At 61.1% G+C, this 17,296-nt stretch carries 15 protein-coding genes and 1 pseudogene; 10 read left to right on the forward strand and 6 right to left on the reverse strand.

Annotation, left to right across the window (positions count from 1 at the left end):
- The 3 genes and pseudogenes from HYZ49_06840 to trmD form a co-directional block, all read right to left on the reverse strand.
- On the reverse strand, positions 1-1,621 hold a 1,621-nt coding region (locus tag HYZ49_06840; GenBank protein MBI3241994.1), incomplete at its 3' end, for an SUMF1/EgtB/PvdO family nonheme iron enzyme.
- A 26-nt stretch (positions 1,622-1,647) separates the two neighbouring features.
- Positions 1,648-1,807 (reverse strand): annotated as a pseudogene (locus HYZ49_06845) (four helix bundle protein).
- A gap of 77 nt (positions 1,808-1,884) precedes the next feature.
- Complete coding sequence (trmD, locus tag HYZ49_06850; GenBank protein MBI3241995.1) at positions 1,885-2,673, reverse strand: tRNA (guanosine(37)-N1)-methyltransferase TrmD; 789 nt, start codon at positions 2,671-2,673, stop codon at positions 1,885-1,887.
- 97 nt (positions 2,674-2,770) lie between these two features.
- Between trmD and maf the strand changes: the two genes are divergently transcribed.
- The 4 genes from maf (at position 2,771) to HYZ49_06870 (ending at position 7,806) form a co-directional block, all read left to right on the forward strand.
- Positions 2,771-3,469, forward strand: coding sequence for a septum formation protein Maf (gene maf / locus HYZ49_06855; protein ID MBI3241996.1), 699 nt, complete (start codon positions 2,771-2,773; stop codon positions 3,467-3,469).
- 31 nt (positions 3,470-3,500) lie between these two features.
- The gene (locus HYZ49_06860; GenBank protein MBI3241997.1) at positions 3,501-5,753 is read left to right on the forward strand and encodes a hypothetical protein; all 2,253 of its coding nucleotides are present in this window, start codon (positions 3,501-3,503) and stop codon (positions 5,751-5,753) included.
- A gap of 71 nt (positions 5,754-5,824) precedes the next feature.
- Positions 5,825-6,751: a ribosome small subunit-dependent GTPase A gene (gene rsgA / locus HYZ49_06865; protein MBI3241998.1), complete on the forward strand. Its 927-nt coding sequence runs from the start codon at positions 5,825-5,827 to the stop codon at positions 6,749-6,751.
- Positions 6,752-6,831: 80 nt separating this feature from the next.
- Positions 6,832-7,806, forward strand: a complete 975-nt coding sequence (locus HYZ49_06870; GenBank protein ID MBI3241999.1) for a hypothetical protein — start codon at positions 6,832-6,834, stop codon at positions 7,804-7,806.
- A gap of 55 nt (positions 7,807-7,861) precedes the next feature.
- Here the strand turns inward: HYZ49_06870 and HYZ49_06875 are convergent, their stop codons facing one another.
- Positions 7,862-8,092: a hypothetical protein gene (locus HYZ49_06875; protein ID MBI3242000.1), complete on the reverse strand. Its 231-nt coding sequence runs from the start codon at positions 8,090-8,092 to the stop codon at positions 7,862-7,864.
- Positions 8,093-8,168: 76 nt separating this feature from the next.
- Positions 8,169-9,620: a HAMP domain-containing histidine kinase gene (locus HYZ49_06880; GenBank protein MBI3242001.1), complete on the reverse strand. Its 1,452-nt coding sequence runs from the start codon at positions 9,618-9,620 to the stop codon at positions 8,169-8,171.
- A gap of 42 nt (positions 9,621-9,662) precedes the next feature.
- On the opposite strand from HYZ49_06880, the gene HYZ49_06885 reads away from it, so the two are divergent.
- The 6 genes from HYZ49_06885 (at position 9,663) to HYZ49_06910 (ending at position 16,326) form a co-directional block, all read left to right on the forward strand.
- Entirely contained in the window at positions 9,663-10,346 is a 684-nt protein-coding gene (locus tag HYZ49_06885; GenBank protein ID MBI3242002.1) for a response regulator transcription factor, read from the forward strand.
- Between the two features lie 214 nt (positions 10,347-10,560).
- Positions 10,561-11,049 carry a transcriptional repressor gene (locus tag HYZ49_06890; GenBank protein ID MBI3242003.1) on the forward strand — a complete coding sequence of 163 codons (489 nt, stop codon included), beginning with the start codon at positions 10,561-10,563 and terminating at the stop codon, positions 11,047-11,049.
- A 152-nt stretch (positions 11,050-11,201) separates the two neighbouring features.
- Entirely contained in the window at positions 11,202-12,302 is a 1,101-nt protein-coding gene (locus HYZ49_06895; GenBank protein ID MBI3242004.1) for a hypothetical protein, read from the forward strand.
- 104 nt (positions 12,303-12,406) lie between these two features.
- On the forward strand, positions 12,407-13,654 hold the full coding sequence (locus HYZ49_06900) for an FTR1 family protein (GenBank protein MBI3242005.1): 1,248 nt from the start codon (positions 12,407-12,409) through the stop codon (positions 13,652-13,654).
- 121 nt (positions 13,655-13,775) lie between these two features.
- Positions 13,776-15,887: a methylhydantoinase gene (locus tag HYZ49_06905; GenBank protein MBI3242006.1), complete on the forward strand. Its 2,112-nt coding sequence runs from the start codon at positions 13,776-13,778 to the stop codon at positions 15,885-15,887.
- Positions 15,888-15,897: 10 nt separating this feature from the next.
- Positions 15,898-16,326: a hypothetical protein gene (locus HYZ49_06910; protein ID MBI3242007.1), complete on the forward strand. Its 429-nt coding sequence runs from the start codon at positions 15,898-15,900 to the stop codon at positions 16,324-16,326.
- A 54-nt stretch (positions 16,327-16,380) separates the two neighbouring features.
- Here HYZ49_06910 and HYZ49_06915 read toward each other — a convergent pair whose 3' ends face one another.
- Positions 16,381-17,256: a DNA adenine methylase gene (locus HYZ49_06915; protein MBI3242008.1), complete on the reverse strand. Its 876-nt coding sequence runs from the start codon at positions 17,254-17,256 to the stop codon at positions 16,381-16,383.
- Positions 17,257-17,296 lie beyond the last annotated feature (40 nt).

A 17,296-nucleotide genomic window follows, 5' to 3' on the forward strand; every position in this document is an offset into this window, starting at 1 on the left:
GCTCGAGAGGCTGTGTGCAGGTTGTGGAATCAGAGGGCGAACACTGGGTGTGAATGTGGATAACTTCGGCCGTGTGGAGTGAACGGCGGTTGACGGGCCGGTTGCCGCCGTAAGGACTGGCCCCGTTCGGGAACGCTCCGACTTGGGTGGTATCGCCCGAAGCCAGGTTGAAGTTGAGCAAGGTGTTGTCCGGCGGCTGGTTGCCCCAGGGATAAGCCCGGCCATCGGTTCCGCGCGCGGCCTTCTCCCACTCGGCCTCGGTTGGCAGGCGGCGGCCCGCCCACTCGCAGTAAGCGCCGGCCTGCAACCAGTTCACCCAGATGACGGGATAGTCGTCAAAGGCCGGGGCGCCGTAGTAACTGGAGCGCGTCGTCGAGTCGGTTCGGGCGGGCGGCGCGCAGTCGCCGGCCTCAACGCACAATTGATATTGAGCGTTGGTCACCTCGCTGCGGTCGAGCCAGAAAGCGGCCACGTTCTCCGCATGCTCCGGCTTCTCGTTGCCAAAAGCCTGCAAGTCGTCGTCGGGCGAGCCCATGATGAACTCACCCGCAGGGACGAAGACCAGCACCATATTATCAACCGGCGAAATCGCAGTTGTGCCGACTTCGGGCGTCAGATTCAAAAACGGGGTCGCCGACGGTGGCCGGGACGAGGGTGTTCTGGTAGGAACCGGAGCGGTGTTTGTGAGCGTAATGGCCGGAACGGGCGTGGAAGACGGTTGAGGGACAGTGGCGGTCGCCCCGGATTCTGCAAGCGTTGGCGTGGCGGAAATGGTGGCGGCGAGCGGGTTGCGGACGATCAGAGCGCCAATGATCAGCAAGGCAATGAGGCCCAGGCCGATCAGGAGCGGTTGCGGCTTGACTCGTGGCGCGCCCAGGGCCAGATCGACTCGCGCTTCGCGCGCGCGCGGCTTGGCCCGGCCCAGCGCCTTGCGCATGTCGCGGATGGTGGCGTAGCGGGCTTCGGGGCGATGGGCGAGCGCGCGCTGGATGACTTGCGCGGTAGGCAGGGTGATGTCCGGGTTGAACTTGCGCGGCGAGGCTTGCTCCGGCAGGCGGGCGGTGAGAAGCGCGAAGAGGGTTGCTCCGGCAGAGTAGATGTCGGCTCGGGCGTCGTCGCCGCCTTCGGGCGCGGTGAAGGGGGCGCGGTCGGGGGGTGCGGCCAGTTCGGTGAGGCCGGGGCCATAAAGTTTGGCCTGGCCGCCGGAGTCGATCCAGACGTGGGCCGGGGAGAAGCCGCCGCGACCGAGGGGCAGGTTGAGGGTGCGAATGTAGTCGAGGGCGGTGAGGGTTTGGCTTACCCATTGCGTGGCTTCAGGCTCGGCCAGTTTGCCGTCGCGTTTGAGGCGGGCTTGCAGGTTTTCGCCTTCGGGCCATTCAAGGACAACGTAAAGCCGGGAGTCGAGGGTGAAGTGCTCGTAAAGCGCAGGCAGGTTGGGGTGGTTGTGCGAGGCCAGGGCTTCGGCAGAACGTTCGAAGAGAGCGACTTCTTCGCCTTCAAATTCTTTGATGGCGCAGGCGCGATCTTCTTCAACATCGTGGCCGCGATAAGCAAGCAAGTTGCCTTCTGGCAAGGACTCAACGCGATAGCGGTCGCGCAGGAGTTGGCCGACACTCAGCATGGTGAGGATTATACAGGAGTCAGAATTTAGAAGTCAGAAGAAAGAATAGCCGAAGAATAAGCTTCAAGAATCTTGCTAACCTCAGCAAGTTGAGATAGCAGATTTCGAGTATCGGCGTAGGCAAAGGTCATTGGCTAGAATCAAATAGTAGCGGCTTTCCTCAAGTGAGCCTTGGGCAATGTTCATGAATCTTGCCTTGTCGGCTCTGCCTCTTTTCTTGAAGCCTCAGCAATATTAGTGTCCATTTTGGCGATCCTTTCATATCATAAAGGGGTCTCAACATTCTGGCTTCTGGCTACTGACTCCCGAATGCTTTCTTCCGCCAGCGTCAACAAAAACCTCTTATCCTCCTCACTCAACTCAGCCGTGAGCAGCAAGTCGGGCCGCAATTGCCACGTTCGGCGAAGCGATTGCTCTCGCCGCCAGCGGGCAATTTTGGCGTGGTCGCCGGATTGCAAAACGCTCGGCACGACCCAGCCGCGAAATTCGGGCGGGCGGGTGTAGTGTGGATATTCAAGCAAGCCGCTGGCATGTGAGTCGTCTTTGACGGCGTCTTCATCGCCAAGCACGCCGGGCAGGTGACGGGCCACCGCATCAACGATCACCAGCGCCGGAAGCTCGCCGCCGGTCAACACGTAATCGCCAATCGAAATCTCGTCAGTGACCAAGTGTTCGCGCACACGCTCATCCACGCCTTCGTAGCGACCACAAATGAGAGCGAACCGTTCGTGTCCGGCAAGTTCGCGGGCCACACTCTGGGTGAATTTACGGCCTGTGGGTGAAAGCAGGATAATTGGGATTTTGGGATTTTGGGATTTTGGGGTTTGCAATACACTTTCCACCGCCGCAAAGATCGGCTCGGCCTTCATCACCATGCCGCCGCCGCCGCCGTAAGGGGCGTCGTCGGTGACGTGGTGCTTGTCGGTCGCCCAGTCGCGAATGTTGTGCGCCTGAACGGTGAGCAGGCCCGCCGCTTGCGCCCGCTTGAGGATGCTCTCTTGCAGGTAAGCGTCGAACATGGCCGGGAAAAGGGTAAAGATGTCAATATGCATGATGGGAGCAGGAAGTTAGAGTCAAGTTAGAGCGACCGCCGGAAGGAATTGTAACATTCAACTATGCTAGAATGACCGGGCGAGTTCATAAGCACTTATGCCTTCACTCATCCTTGCCTCTGCCTCGCCCCGCCGCCGTGAACTACTGGCACTGCTCGGCTTGCCGTTCGAAGTGCGCGCCGCCGGAATTGACGAGACGCCGCAGACAGACGAAACGCCGGTTGAGTACGTGAGCCGGGTGGCGAAGGAGAAGGCGGAAGCAATCTCTAATCTCCAATCTCCTAATAACGAGATTAGAGAATTGGAGATTGTAATTGCCGCCGACACAGAAGTGGTGGTTGACGGCGAAATTTTGGGCAAGCCGCGCTCGGCTGAGGAAGCGCGGGCGATGCTGGTGAAACTGCGCGGGCGGACGCATGAAGTGATGTCGGCGGTTGCAATTTTCGACAGACGAAGCGAGGAACTTCATGAAGAGCTGTGCCACAGTGAAGTGCCGATGCGAAATTATTCGGATGAGGCGTTGGCCGATTATGTGGCGACGGGTGACCCGTTGGACAAGGCCGGGGCGTACGCTATCCAGCACAACGGCTTTCGCCCGGTGGAAAACTTTAGCCACTGCTACGCCAGCGTGATGGGCTTGCCGCTCTGTCACCTCACCCGCGCTCTGCGCCGGCTAGGTATCGAGCCGCCGGCTGACGTGCCAGCAACCTGCCAGCAGTTCAACAATTATCAGTGCCCGGTGTACAAGGAAATTCTGGAAACAAGGGAAAACAAGGAAACGCCCCTGATCCGTTAAATTCCGCCAATCCGTTGTTCTAAACACACACGTGACTCTCAAAAGACCTTTCTACTTCATCATCCTGACATTGCTCGCCGCTTGCGGCCTGGTTACCTCGCCACCCTCGGCCACGCCCACTCTGCCCGCTCCGAACCTTGTCACCTCCCTGCCCCCCAACCCCGAAGGCACGGCGGGCGCGTTTCTCAAAGCCTGGCAGGAGCGCGACTACACGGGCATGTACAGCCTGCTCACGCCGCTCTCGCAGGCGGCCATCTCGCAGGAAGACTTCGTCAACCATTACAAAGATGCCACCGTCCAGATGACGTTGAGCACGCTCGAAACGTCAATCCTGCAAGCCCTGCAAAGCGAACTGGACGCCGAAGTGCTGTTCAAGGCCACGTTTCACACGGCGCTGGTGGGCGATCTGACTCGCGAGATCACCATGCCTTTGCGTTTCGAGAAAGGGCGCTGGGGCGTGTCGTGGGACGACGGCCTGCTCCTGCCTGAACTTAGGGGCGGCAACTCGCTGTTCATGGATTACAAGATTCCGGCGCGAGCCAACGTCTACGACCGCAACGGGCTGGCGTTCGCCGCCCAGGCCGAGGCGGTGGCCATTGGCATCGTCCCCGGCCAGATCACCGACGAGGATACCCTTCTGCGCGAACTGTCGGCCCTCACCGGTCGTCACCCGGAAGTCATCAAGGCGCTCTATCAAAATGCGCAACCCGACTGGTACATTCAAGTGGGCGAAGCCTCTGCCGAACAGGTGGCCGAGCGTTTCAACGTCCTTTCAACATTGGGTGGCCTGCAACTGCAAACGTACTCCACCCGCTACTATCTCAACGGCCCGCTGGGCGCGCCGCATGCGGTGGGTTACGTGGCCAGCATTCCGGCAGAGGCGTTGGAGTTCTATCAATCGCTAGGCTATCGCGGCGATGAGGTGGTGGGCCAGACCGGCTTGGAGTTGTGGGGCGAGCAATACCTGGCTGGCAAGCGCGGGGGAAAGTTGTTGGTGTTAACTCCCGGCGGGCAAATTGCAACCGCCCTGGCTGAAAGCGAAGCCGCGCCGTCTCAGGCGATCTACACCACGCTTGACCGCGACTTTCAAAAGCAGGTCGTGCAGGCCCTGGGCGACATGACCGGGGCGGCGGTGGTGTTGAACTTGAACACCGGCGAAGTGCTGGCTTTTGCTTCCAGCCCGCCGTTCGACCCCAACCTGTTCGATTACACCAACCCCAACTCGGCCACACTTGGCGCGGTGTTGAGCAGTCCCTACCAGCCGCTGGTCAATCGCGTCACTCAAGCCTTGTACCCGCCCGGCTCAGTGTTCAAGGTGGTGAATGTTGCGGCGGGCATGATGTCTGGCTTGTTCAACCGCGACACGACGTATAACTGCACCGGCGTGTGGGACGAACTTGGCCCGAACTTCATCAAGTACGACTGGACGGTGTCTCACGACTTGCCGCCGCACGGCGAGATTAACTTGCCCGAGGCCCTCATCTTCTCCTGCAATCCTTACAACTATCACATTGGCTTGGAAGTCTACAACAAAGAGCCGGAGTTCCTGCCGAAGGTGGCGCGGCAGTTTGGGCTGGGCGCACCCACCGGCATCATCGGCCTTTCGAGCGACACGAATGAAGAGGTGGGCGGCCTGGTTCCCGACGACGCTTGGAAACAGCAAAACGTGGGCGAGCCGTGGTCGGCGGGCGACAGCGTGAACATGGCCATCGGCCAGGGATTCCTGCAAGTGACGCCTTTGCAAATGGCAAACATCTACGCCGCCATCGGCAACGGCGGCACGCTCTACCGGCCTCAACTGGTGTCGTACATCGCCGCGCCGGGTGAAGCGCCGGTGTATGAATTCAAGCCAGAGGTCATCGGTCAGTTGCCGCTCACCCCGGAGCAACTTGAAGTCATTCGCGAAGGATTGTTCGGCGTGGTTAATAATCCTCGAGGCACCGCCCGGCAACGCTTCCTCGGCTTGCAGATTCCGATCTACGGCAAGACCGGCACGGCTGAAAACACCACCGGCGGCAAGCCTCACGCCTGGTTCGCCGGTTACACCCAGGCCAACCGCGACGACAAACCCGACATCGCCATCGCCGTCGTGTTGACGAGTCGCGGCGAAGGATCAGAATGGGCCGCGCCTGTCTTCCGCCGGATCGTGGAAAGCTACTTTTTTGGGCGACCGGCTACGCTTTACGAATGGGAAGCCGAGATCGGGTTGACCGCCACGCCGAGTGAAACGCCCACCGAAACCCAACCCGCCCCGCTGGAAACCAGCACACCGACGCCCAGATAATAGGAAGTTAGAGGTTGGAGATCGGAGTTCGCAGCTCTAACATCCAACCTCCAGCTTCCAACTTCCAGTACATGCAACCCGGCCTGATCATCAAAGCCCAATCCGGTTTCTTTACTGTTCACACTGAGAACGGCCCGGTGGTGTGCCAACTGCGCGGCAAGCTCAAACGCGGCCCGCGCGAGACTGATCTGGCGACGGTTGGCGACCGGGTGATGATCTCGGTTTTGGCCGACGGCTCCGGGGCAATCGAGTCGGTGGCCCCCCGCGATCGGGCGCTGGCTCGGCGCAAGCCGTCACCCAAAGGCCGCGCCGCGCGCGCCGCCGACGAAGTCGAACGCGAATCGGTCATCCTCGCCAACCCCGATCAGGCTGTTTTCGTTTTTGCCTGCGCTCAACCCGCGCCCCGGCTTGGCATGTTGGATCGTTTTCTGGTGGTGGCTGAGGCCAACGGTATCCCGGCCATTATTTGCGCCAACAAGGCTGACCTGGTTTCAGAGGCCGAAGCTCGCGAGTTGTTTGCCGGTTATGAGCCGCTGGGTTACCGGGTGATTTACACCAGCGCCTATACCAGCCACGGCGTGGCCGAACTAAAATTACAATTGGCAGGCCGAATTTCGGCCCTGGCCGGGCCGAGCGGCGTGGGCAAGTCATCGCTACTTAACGCTCTCCAGCCTGGGTTGGGGCTGGCGGCCAAAACGGTGAGTCGGGCCACTCAAAAAGGGCGGCACACCACCGTTCATCCCGAACTGATCGCGCTGAGTGATGGCGGCTGGGTGGCCGACACGCCCGGCATCCGCGCCCTGACGCTTCACGATATTGACCCCTATGAACTGGACGGCTATTTCCCGGATATTCGACCTTATGTGTCCGGCTGCGGCTTCAACGATTGCACGCATGTTCGAGAAGAGGGTTGTGCTGTTCGGTCGGCGGTGGCGCGAGGCGAAATACGAGCGCACCGTTATGAGAGTTATTTGAAGATCAGGTCTGGGCAAATATGATCGGGTGACGAGTTTCCTCCAAAAGTCACTTGTGTTCCATACCCCTAATGCTTATAATCATTGATGGAGTCAATGCATTCGTGAGATGGAATAAGTCAACCTGGGGTTGGTATTTGCGGGTCTCGGCGTTCGTCGTTGCCGGCCTGGTTTTGGTGTTGGTCTCGGCAGCAGTTCTGGCGCAAACAGAGGGTGGCGAACGTTATTTTGACGAAACCGGCCATGCCGTCCGGGGGCCGTTTCTGAAATTCTTCGACGAGCACGGCGGGCTGGAAATCTTTGGCTTCCCCATCACCGACGAATATGTAAATGAAAACGGGCGGCTGGTGCAATATTTCCAGCGCGCCCGTTTTGAATGGCATCCCGAAAACCCGGCAGACTTCCAGGTTCAGTTGGGCTTGTTGGGCGACCAACTGGGTTATTCTCGGCCCCGCCTCGAGCCCGGCCAAATTCCCGCCGCCAACAATCCGCATTGCAAATACTTCCCTGAAACAGGCCATTCCGTTTGCTACGCCTTCCTCGATTACTTCAAGGCGAAAGGCGGTCTGGATGTGTTCGGTTACCCGATCAGCGAAGCTATCACTCAGAGCGACCGGATCATCCAGTACTTCCAGCGGGCGCAGATGGAGTGGCACCCCGAAAAACCCACGAACCAGAAAGTTCAATTGGCGCTGATCGGCTCGGTTGCCTTCGATATTCTGGGAGAAGATCGGGATGAACTTCTACCCAAGCCCAGTCAACTGCGAAATGTGACCTCGTTGACCACCTGGGCTTCGGTGCAGAAACCGGTGACGGGCCGAACCGGCTCACAGACGATTTACGTCTATGTCGGCGACCAGCACAAGCAAGCCATCCAGGGCGCTTTAGTTACCGCCATCGTCCATTTTGCCTCAGGTGACCAGTCCTACACATTGGCCCTCACCGACACACGCGGCTTGACGCACCTGGAAATCCCCTTCGGCCAGACTCGACCTGGGGAGAGGGTTTCAATTGACATTGACGTGAAATTCCGGAACCTCAACAACCGCACCCGCACCTCGTTTCTGCCCTGGTGGTGAATTCCAGTGAACAGTGAGCATGATTGACAACTGTTCACGATCCACTGTCCATTTCTTACTGCTTACTGCCTTCCGCCTTCTGGTCTTCCTCGTCGTCATCCCAACCGATAATCCAAACGCACAGCCCGGCCACCAATGTTGTGGCGACAATGAGGGCCACCCACTGCGCCGGTAGCAGGCCCACATCACGGGCCTCGTAAGATATGATGGCGACCATGCCAATAGCCAGCGCAACCCAGGCGCTTAATCTGGGATGGGCTTTCGCCCAGGTGATCAGTTGATTCATTGCAACTCCTTTGACTTTGCTTTTTGAAATTACTGGACAAGGTGACAGGGTAATAAGGCGAAACAACAACAGCTTGTCATCTTGCCATCTTGTCAGTCTGTCTCCCCAACCCTGGCCGCTTCCTCGCCACCGTCGTGTCATCGCTCTGGGCCAGCGGCAGGCGGACGGTGAACTTGGTGCCGAGGCCCGACACACTCTCAGCCGAGATCGCGCCGCCGTGCGCCTGCACGATCTCTTTGGTGATCGCCAGCCCCAAACCATAACCCCGGCCTGCCGCCTTCGACTTCTCCACGCGATAGAAACGCTCGAAGATATGCGGCAAGTCTTCAACCGGGATGCCACTGCCGGTGTCGGTGACGGCGACGGTTGCCCAGCCCGCTTCCAGTTTGGCGGTGAGAGTCACTGTGCCGCCGCTTGGCGTGTACTTGAGGGCATTGTCGAGCAGGTTGGCGAACACTTGCGCCAGCCGGTCGGGGTCGGCCACCATTGAGGGTAGAGGATCAATTTGGGCGCGCAAGACAATTTTCTTTTCGGCGGCGCGCAGGCTGAGCTTCTCGGTCATCGAGGTCAGCACTGTTGCCAGATCGGTTGGCTCGCGGTGCAGGGCCGATTGCCCGGCGTCGAGCCGGGCCAGGTCAAGCAGGCCTTCTACCGAGCGCCGCATCCGATCGGCCTCGTCGTTGATGATCGTCGCCGCGCGACGGACGGCTTCCGGGTCGGCGGCCGCCCCGTCCAGAATCGCTTGTGAGAAACCCTGAATCGAAGTGAGCGGCGTCTTGAGTTCGTGCGAGACGTTGGCTACAAAATCGCGCCGGGCTTGCAGGCTGGCGTTGACCCGCGCCGTCATCTCGTTGAACGATTTGGCCAGTGATCTGACTTCCGTCGGCCCGCTCACCGGCACCGGCTGATCAAACTTGCCGTGCGTAATTGCCGCCGCCGCCGCCGAGGCTTTTTGCAGAGGCGTCGCCACCCACTGGGCGATGAGCAATGCCATGATCACCGACAGAACAACACCCACCGCCGCCGCCTGAACGAGAGGCGTCAGAAAATTCTCGCGCAAAAACTGAAGCGGCGTGGTGCGTTGCAAGGCCAGCACGCCCTGCCAGCCGGGCGGCCCGGCAGGGCGTGAGATATAAATCCAGGTCTGGTTCGCGGCGTCGCGCACCACGCCGCGCTGGGCGTTGGGCCGCAATTCAACTTGAGGAATGTCGCCAGCCGGAACTTCGTTCGACAGGACGGCGCTGTCCACCGCCACTCGCCCGCTTTCATCCACAAACATCACCCGCACCTCGTTAGCCGCCGCCACGTCCGTTGCCAGGCGGTTCAACTCGTCAACTGAGATGCCGGCTGGGAGCGTGTTGGGGCGCAGAGCCGTGCGCGCCACTTCGGTCAGGTGGCTGACATCAATTCTTTCAACAATGGAATTGGAGCGAATGAAGAACAACAAGGAGATGCCAACGAGGAGGAGGCAAACGACGACAATCAGAATGTATGAAGCGATGAGGCGGGAGCGGAGAGAGTTGAACATGTCAATTTTTTGATATTGAGCCTTTTGTGTTATCCTTCCGGCATGCCCGGTGAACTGATCCTGCTGGTTGACGACGAACCCAATATCTTGGAACTGGCCAAATTATACCTGGAGCGAGAGGGCTTCCGCACTCTGGCCGTCGGTGACGGCCAGAGCGCCATTGACCGCGTTGCCAAAGACAGTCCGGCCCTTATGGTGTTGGATCTCATGTTACCCCAAGTAGATGGGTATGAAGTATGCCGCCGGGTACGAGCAAAGTCCGACCTGCCCATTATCATGCTCACCGCCCGGGATGAAGATGTAGATAAAATCATCGGCCTGGAATTGGGCGCGGACGATTACATGACGAAGCCTTTCAATCCTCGCGAGTTGGTAGCTCGTGTGAAAGCCATCCTGCGGCGCAGTGAGCGCACGCCCAAAGGCGAAAGCACCAGTCCTTTACACCTGGCAGATGTGACCATTGATCCTGCCCGGCGTGAAGTAAAGGTAGCCGGAAAAGCCGCGACCCTGCGCGCCAAAGAGTTCGACCTCCTGCTAACCCTGGCGGAAAATCGCGGCATCGTCCTCACCCGCGAGAAATTGCTGGACCTTGTCTGGGGATTCGACTATTTCGGTCAGACGCGCACGATAGATGTGCATATCGCCCATCTTCGCAAGGTCCTGGCAGGCAGCCAGGTGAGCATCGAAACTGTGACTGGCATCGGGTATAAATTGGTTGCCAACTAACCGCTCGGGCTGATTATCTCACAAGAACCATATTCTCAAGTCTGCATAAGGTGATCTCTTAATCCCCGTCAACTTTCAAGTTAACGCCGGTTCTCTTCTCGTCTTTCAGCCGGCAAATCTAGAAGTTAACGTCTTTATCTTGACTTGTGCTGGCGGCGGCGGCTACACTCGCGCTCATGCAAATGATTTGCATTAGCAGAAAGGCCAGCGCCGCATGACGCCGAACAACAATCCCCTCGCCGCCCAACTTGCCGACTCACTGCACGCCGCCCGGCGGCGGCTCACCCCACAACGGGCGCTGATCCTTTCGATCTTGCGCGAAAGCGATGAGCACCTGGACGCAGAGGGAATTTGCGCGCTGGCCCACCGCCGACACTCCGGCCTGAACCTGGCGACAGTGTATCGCACGCTGGCCGTGTTGAAGGAAATGGGGCTGGTGGAGCAACGGTATTTTGCGCGCGACCACAAGCGCGAGTATTACGAAGCCGTCGGCAAGCGTGAGCACTATCACTTCACCTGCCTCGGTTGCGGCAAAGTGATCGAGGTGGAAACGCCGCGCATCCGGCAGGCGCAACGAGAACTTGGCGAGGCGCTGGGGCTGGTGTTCGCGCACGCCTGCGTGTGCTTCGAGGGCTACTGCGCCGAGTGCGCCCGCAAACATCAGGCGGTAGAAGGAGGTGAGGCGCAGGCAAACAACGCATAACGTTTGGTAGGCCCCACTTAAACGTAAAGCGCCGGTATGCGGCCGGCGCTTCTTCCGGAGCGGCAGCGGACTGCCACTCACGCAACTGCCATTGTAGTCCGGCTGTGCGCTTCGGTCAAACAACTTTCAAGAAAACAAGGAGAAGAAGACCGATGTTCAAATTTATTCAAAAAGCAGCCGGGCTGATGGTGTTGCTGACGATGGCGCTGGCGGCCTGTCAACCGGCCCCCGCCCCCACGCCGACGGCGGCCCCCGTTGTGGCGGATTCCCCCACCCAACCGGCCTCCCCGGCCTTTAGCGACGAAGATGTCAAGCACATTGTCGCCCTGAGCAAGATGAAGGGCCATCTGATCGTCAGCTTGCCGCTGTGGGAAGCGGGCGAGTTCGAACTGGCCGCGACGCACGCCGGACATCCGGTGGAAGAGTTGTTCAACGTTGTGGCCGATGAATTGAAGGCGACGAATGCCGATGTTGCCCTCAAGGACGCGCTCGACGGTTACGTCACGCTGGCCGGGGCCGCCGGGGAGGCGGCCACAGTCAAGGCCGCGCATCAGGCCGCGCTCGACGCGGTGGCCGCCGCCGGGCAAACCCTCGTCGGCGCGCTAACCGGTGATCCCGCCTTTCAGGGCGAAGTGATTCACGGCCTGCTGGAAGGCGTGGAAGAAGAATACGCCGAAGCCGTGAGCGAAGGCAAGATCGCCGAAGTCGTCGAATATCAGGATGCGCTGGGGTTCCTCACTGTAGCCAAAGAGCATTACGAGGCCATTGAGGCTGTGGTGAAGGCTGAGCATCCCAACGAGCACGAGGAAATTGAGGAGCAGTTTATCAAGTTAGAGGCGGCCTTTCCCGGCGTGACTCCGCTTGAACAGGCGGTTGATCCCGAAGAGGTCGAAGAGCACGTTGACAAGATCGTGGCCGAACTGCGCGAGGCGGTGGGGTTGGGTGAGACAGTGACGCAGTCGCCCGCCGAAGTTGTCGCCGCCATTCGCGAGAAAGTGGATCGCTCGCTGGAAGAATACAAAGAGGGCAAGAACGACGAGGCCTACGAACTGGCGGCCAGTGCCTATCTCGACGGCTTCGAGCACCTTGAAGGCGACTTGCTCTCGAAGGATAAAGAACTGGTCGAGACTCTCGAAACGCAGTTCAAAGACCTGCGCGACGGCATCAAAGCCGGCAAGCCGTTGGCCGACCTTGAGACTCTGGCCGGTGAGATCAACGCCAATCTGGATAAGGCCGAAGCGTTGTTGAAGTAATCCAAAGCGCGGCTTTCAGCCATAACCGACATGATCTACGAAGGACACGAAGGAACACCAAGAAAAAACTTCGTGTCTTTTGTGGATGAAGTTTTGAGGGTTGTATGAAACTATTGAGACTGTCCACTTTTCTTGTTGCTCTGGCCGTGTGCGCCCTCGCGCTCGCCCCGCGCGTGGCGGCGCAGGACGGCGGCCCCGGCGACGTGAACGTGCCCGCCGAAACCGAAGCCATCCGCGATTCGCTCCAGCAGGCCATGCGCGCCTATCGCCTGAACGATTTCGAGACGGCTTACAAATTCTCGCGCGCCGCCTATCTCGATCACTTCGAGGCTATCGAAATTCCCTTGCGCGTGCTGGACGCCGACCTGACGCTGGACATGGAATACCGCTTCGCCGACCTGCGCACCAAAATGCAGGCTGGCGCTCCGGCGGCCGACGTGGAGCAATCTGCCCGTTCGGTGCGCGACGGCCTGAACGAGATTGACGCCATGTTCTCCGAGGTGGGAGCGCTGGCCCCGGCGCTGGCCTTCGGCGCGTCGTTCACCATCATCTTCCGCGAAGGGCTGGAGGCCGTGCTAGTCATCGCCGCCCTGCTGGGCTACCTGCAAGCGGGCGGGATGCGCGCCGCGCGGCGGCACGTCGTCCTCGGCATCGGGTTGGCGTTCGCCGCCACTGCGCTGACGTGGCTGTTGCTGCGCTTCGTAGTGCAAATCGCTCCGGTAGGCCGCGAACTGCTCGAAGCGGTGATCTCGTTTATCGCCGTCGGCGTGTTGTTCTGGGTGTCGTTCTGGCTGGTGGGCCGCCTCGACCGCCAGCGGTGGATGGAATTTTTGGAAGCGCGAGCGTGGGCGGCCATGGCCAGCGGCAACGCGCTGGGCCTCCTCGGCCTCGGTTTCACCGCCGTGTATCGCGAGGGCTTCGAGACGGTGTTGTTCTATGAAGTCCTACTCGGCCTCAGCCGCCGCTCGGAATTGTTCGTGCTGTACGGCTTTCTGTCCGGGGCCGCCGCGCTGGGCGTGGTGGCGTGGCTCATTCTGCGCGCCGGGCGCAAACTGCCCATCCGCGCGTTTATGACCCTCGCCGTTGGCATCGTCATATTGCTCTCGGTGGCCTTCATCGGCAAGGGCGCGCAAGGATTGCAAGAGTCCGGGCTGATCAACGCCACCTCGCTCATCGGCGTCTTCCCGCGTTTGCCGCGCCCGGTGGCCGAGTTCACCGGCATTCACCCGACGGTGGAGACGCTGGCCGCGCAAGCATTTTTGTTGAGCGTGTATATAATCGGCGGCGTGGCGATGTGGTGGAAATCGCGCCGCGTTGAGCCGGCGCCCGCCCCGGCGCCAGAGGCCAGTTGATCATGGAAAAAGACACTGCCCTCGTCCTCGCCGCCCACGGTGTGCCGGCCACCGATTATCCATCTCGACGCGTGGGCCTGCTGATGGCGCTCGAGTTCTCCGGCAAGATGGTGAAGCGAAGATGAGCAAATTACGCCTCGGCGTAGACGTGGGCGGCACGTTCACCAAAGCCGTCGCAATTCAAACCCAACCTTACGCGCTCGTGGCGCAGGCCCTCATACCTACCACCCACAGCGCGGCGGAGGGCGTGGCGCGCGGCATCGTGCAAGTGCTTAGCGAACTGCTGGCCCATCCTGCCGTTCAGGCCGAGCACGTGTCGCTGGTGGCGCATAGCACCACTCAAGCGGTGAACGCACTGCTCGAGGGCGACACGGCCCTCGTCGGCATGGTGGGCATGGGGCGCGGGCGCGACGCCGCCGACGCCGCCCGCCGCACCCGCGTCGGCGACATCCCCCTCGCGCCGGGCAAAGCTCTCCGCACGCGCCACGTCTTCATAGACACCACCGCCGGACTCACGCCCGCCGCCGCCGCCCGCGCCGTCGAGTCGCTCGTCGCCCTCGGCGTGCAAGCCATCGTCGCCAGCGAAGCGTTTTCGGTGGACGATCCCAAACACGAACTGCTTATCCTCGATGCCGCCGTTGAACGCGGCCTCCCGGCGGTGGCCGGGCATCAACTCTCCGGCGTGTACGGGCTGGAGATTCGCACCCTCACCGCCGCCATCAACGCCAGCCTGCTTCCCAAAATGTTGCAGACGGCGGAACTGGTGGAGCGCAGTTTGCGCGCGGCGGGCGTGGATGCGCCGCTAATGGTGATGCGCGGTGACGGCGGCCTGACCGACCTCGCCACGTTGCGCCGCCGCCCGATCCTCACCCTGCTCTCCGGCCCGGCGGCCAGTCTCGCCGGGGCGCTACTCTCCGGCGGCGTGGCCGATGGCGTGTTCCTCGAAGTGGGCGGCACGAGCAGTAACCTCGGCGTGATTCGCGGCGGCCAGCCGGAGATGCGTTACGTGCAGGTGATGGATCATCCGACGTGCGTGCGCTCGCTCGACGTGCGGGTGCAGGGCATCGCCGGCGGCTCGATGGCCCGAATACGCGGACGAAAAATCGCGGACGTTGGCCCGCGCTCGGCGCACATTGCCGGGTTGCCGTATGCAAGTTTGTGTAGGGGCGATACACGTATCGCCCGTATAGAAGAGTTGGAGTTAGAGTTCATCGCGCCGCGCGAGGGCGACCCGGCGGATTATGCGGTGGTGAAATCAAGCGATGGGCGGCGCTGGGCGTTGACGGTGACGTGTGCGGCCAACGCGCTCGGCCTCGTGCCGGAGAGCGCGTACGCGCGCGGCTCGCGCGCGGCGGCCTTGAATGGATTTGCGGCGCTGGGGCGCGCCCTCGGCTGTTCGGCGGAAGAGGCCGCGCGGCGTCTGCTTGATCTCGCGGCGCAACGTGTGGCCGAAGCGGTCGAAGCGTTATCGAAAGAATACAAACTGCGCCGCCACGCCTTTCAATTGATCGGCGGCGGGGGTGGGGCAGGCGCGCTTGTCCCGGCAGTGGCCGGGCGGCTGGGCCTGCCGTATCGCCTCGTCGAACATGCAGAGATCATCTCGTCGTTGGGTGACGCACTGGCCAGCGTGCGCGAAGAAGTGGAGCGCGCCCTCGGCGACGCGGCCTCGGCGCAGGCGCTGGCCCGCGAGGCCGAAGAGGCCGCCATTCGCGCCGGGGCCGAACCGGAGAGCGTGCAGGTGGTGATCGAGCGCGACGAGGAGCGCGGCACCGTGCGCGCCGTCGCCAGCGGGCATGTGGCGCTGGCCGCGCCCGTGGCGCAGGCTGAAATTAACGAGGCCGAGGCGCGCGCCCTGGCCGCGCAGACGGCGCATGTCCAACCCGAAGCGTTGACTCTGCTGGCCGACACCGGCGGCTTCTGGGTGTATCAAGCGCGTGGGAATTTCTTCCGGCGGGCGCAGGCGTTGATCGTGGATCGGCGCGGCGCGGTGCGGCTGACGGCAGACAGCGAGCGCGTCATCCCCGGCGCGCCCCAAACCCTGCTGGCCGCGCTTCGCAAACGGCTGGCCGCCGTGCCTGATCTGCTGAGCGGCCCGCCACGCGTGCGCCTGCTCATCGGCTCGCGCTTGCTCGACCTTACCGGCCTGCCCGGCGCCGACGGCGTGCTGGCGGCGACAGAGTCCGCGCTGGCCCGCGTCGAAGAGGGCGCGACGGCGGTGGTGATTTTGGAATAAGGAATTACGAATGGCCGTTTATCGTGAACGCAAACGCATCCACCCTGCCCTGCTCATCGGGCTGGCGGCAGTTAGCATTGCCGTTTTGATTCTGGCGGTGGCGCTGATCTTCTTCCGGCCCGCGCCCGCCGACCCGATGATCGAAGCGCGGATGAAAGCGTCGGAGGCCGCGCAGGGGCTGGAAGTCTTTACCATCGAATACCCGCAGGCGGCGCAGGGCGCGGAACTGGCCGGGGCGCTCGGCGCGCTGGCGCGGGCGCAAGCCGCGTTTGAGTCCGCTCAAGATGAGTTGGCTAAAATAGATGCGGCGGCGGCGGAACAAATCGCCGCCGACTTTGCCGCGCTGAAAGCGAAAGCCGGGGCGCACGCCCCGGCGGAGGAAGTGCTGCCGCTGGCCGAGGCGTTGAGGGAGAAGTTGTTAGCTCTGGCCGGTGGCTAACGTTTGTAGCGCCACCAAACAAAAAGCCGCCTACCGAGGTGATGCGGCCGGAGATTATTTGTTCACCACCACCATCTCACTGATCTTGCCGCGTTTGGCGGCCTTCGAGTTGATGGATCGATTCGCCTTTAGCTCGACACGCTTGAAGCCAAAATACAGCCGCCGGGTGTAATCCGACCACGAGTTGTTCACCATCACCCGGCACCCTTTTTCATCAAGCGCCCGCGCCACCAGCGCCAGCGACTCGTGCTCAAACTTTCCAAAGGGTTGCATGGTGTAACTGGTAAAGCTAGCCGTCTTGCTCAACGGATAGTACGGCGGATCAAAATAAACGAAATCGTCCTTCCTGGCCCGCTTGAGAACGTCGCGAAAGTCGGCCACTTCGATGCTCACGCCGTCGAGGGCGCGGCTGGCGGCGCGCAGTTCATCGGGGTCGAAGATGCCGGGATTTTTGTAGCGGCCCATAGGCACGTTGAACAGGCCTTTACGGTTGACGCGGTAGAGGCCGTTGTAACAGGTCTTGTTGAGATAAATGAGGCGGGCGGCCCGTTCCACGTTGTTCTGGTGAGGTTGCCTCTCAGCGCGCACAGCGTAGTAATACCGGCGGCTGTGGTTCTCTTTGTGATCGGCGAGGATCTCAATGACGGCTTCCACGTCGTCGCGAACGGCGCGGTAACAATTGATCAGTTCCTCATTGGAGTCGGTTAAGCTCACTCGCTTCAGCGAAGCCTTCAACTCGCCGCTCTGAATCAAATTGTAGAGATGAAAATATACCGCCGCGCTTCCGACAAACGGCTCGTGGTAGCCGGAGAACTGGCGCGGAAACAGCGGCTGGAGTTGCGAGAGCAGCTGGGTCTTGCCGCCCGCCCATTTGAGGAACGGCTTGGGCGCGTTGGCCAGACGAGACGTGAGGGAGGGAAGTTTTTTCATGAGTGAGGTTTTGAATTGTAGCCGCTTTCAGCGCAACCTT

It is taken from the genome of Chloroflexota bacterium (assembly GCA_016197225.1).
Classification (GTDB): domain Bacteria; phylum Chloroflexota; class Anaerolineae; order Anaerolineales; family VGOW01; genus VGOW01.

Bases quoted from the DNA above. Each gene is read 5' to 3' on its own strand.
- trmD (MBI3241995.1), bottom strand. From the start codon at position 2,673: ATGCATATTGACATCTTTACCCTTTTCCCGGCCATGTTCGACGCTTAC.
- maf (MBI3241996.1), top strand. From the start codon at position 2,771: ATGCCTTCACTCATCCTTGCCTCTGCCTCGCCCCGCCGCCGTGAACTA.
- rsgA (MBI3241998.1), top strand. From the start codon at position 5,825: ATGCAACCCGGCCTGATCATCAAAGCCCAATCCGGTTTCTTTACTGTT.
- HYZ49_06875 (MBI3242000.1), bottom strand. From the start codon at position 8,092: ATGAATCAACTGATCACCTGGGCGAAAGCCCATCCCAGATTAAGCGCC.
- HYZ49_06880 (MBI3242001.1), bottom strand. From the start codon at position 9,620: ATGTTCAACTCTCTCCGCTCCCGCCTCATCGCTTCATACATTCTGATT.
- HYZ49_06885 (MBI3242002.1), top strand. From the start codon at position 9,663: ATGCCCGGTGAACTGATCCTGCTGGTTGACGACGAACCCAATATCTTG.
- HYZ49_06890 (MBI3242003.1), top strand. From the start codon at position 10,561: ATGACGCCGAACAACAATCCCCTCGCCGCCCAACTTGCCGACTCACTG.
- HYZ49_06895 (MBI3242004.1), top strand. From the start codon at position 11,202: ATGTTCAAATTTATTCAAAAAGCAGCCGGGCTGATGGTGTTGCTGACG.
- HYZ49_06900 (MBI3242005.1), top strand. From the start codon at position 12,407: ATGAAACTATTGAGACTGTCCACTTTTCTTGTTGCTCTGGCCGTGTGC.
- HYZ49_06905 (MBI3242006.1), top strand. From the start codon at position 13,776: ATGAGCAAATTACGCCTCGGCGTAGACGTGGGCGGCACGTTCACCAAA.
- HYZ49_06910 (MBI3242007.1), top strand. From the start codon at position 15,898: ATGGCCGTTTATCGTGAACGCAAACGCATCCACCCTGCCCTGCTCATC.
- HYZ49_06915 (MBI3242008.1), bottom strand. From the start codon at position 17,256: ATGAAAAAACTTCCCTCCCTCACGTCTCGTCTGGCCAACGCGCCCAAG.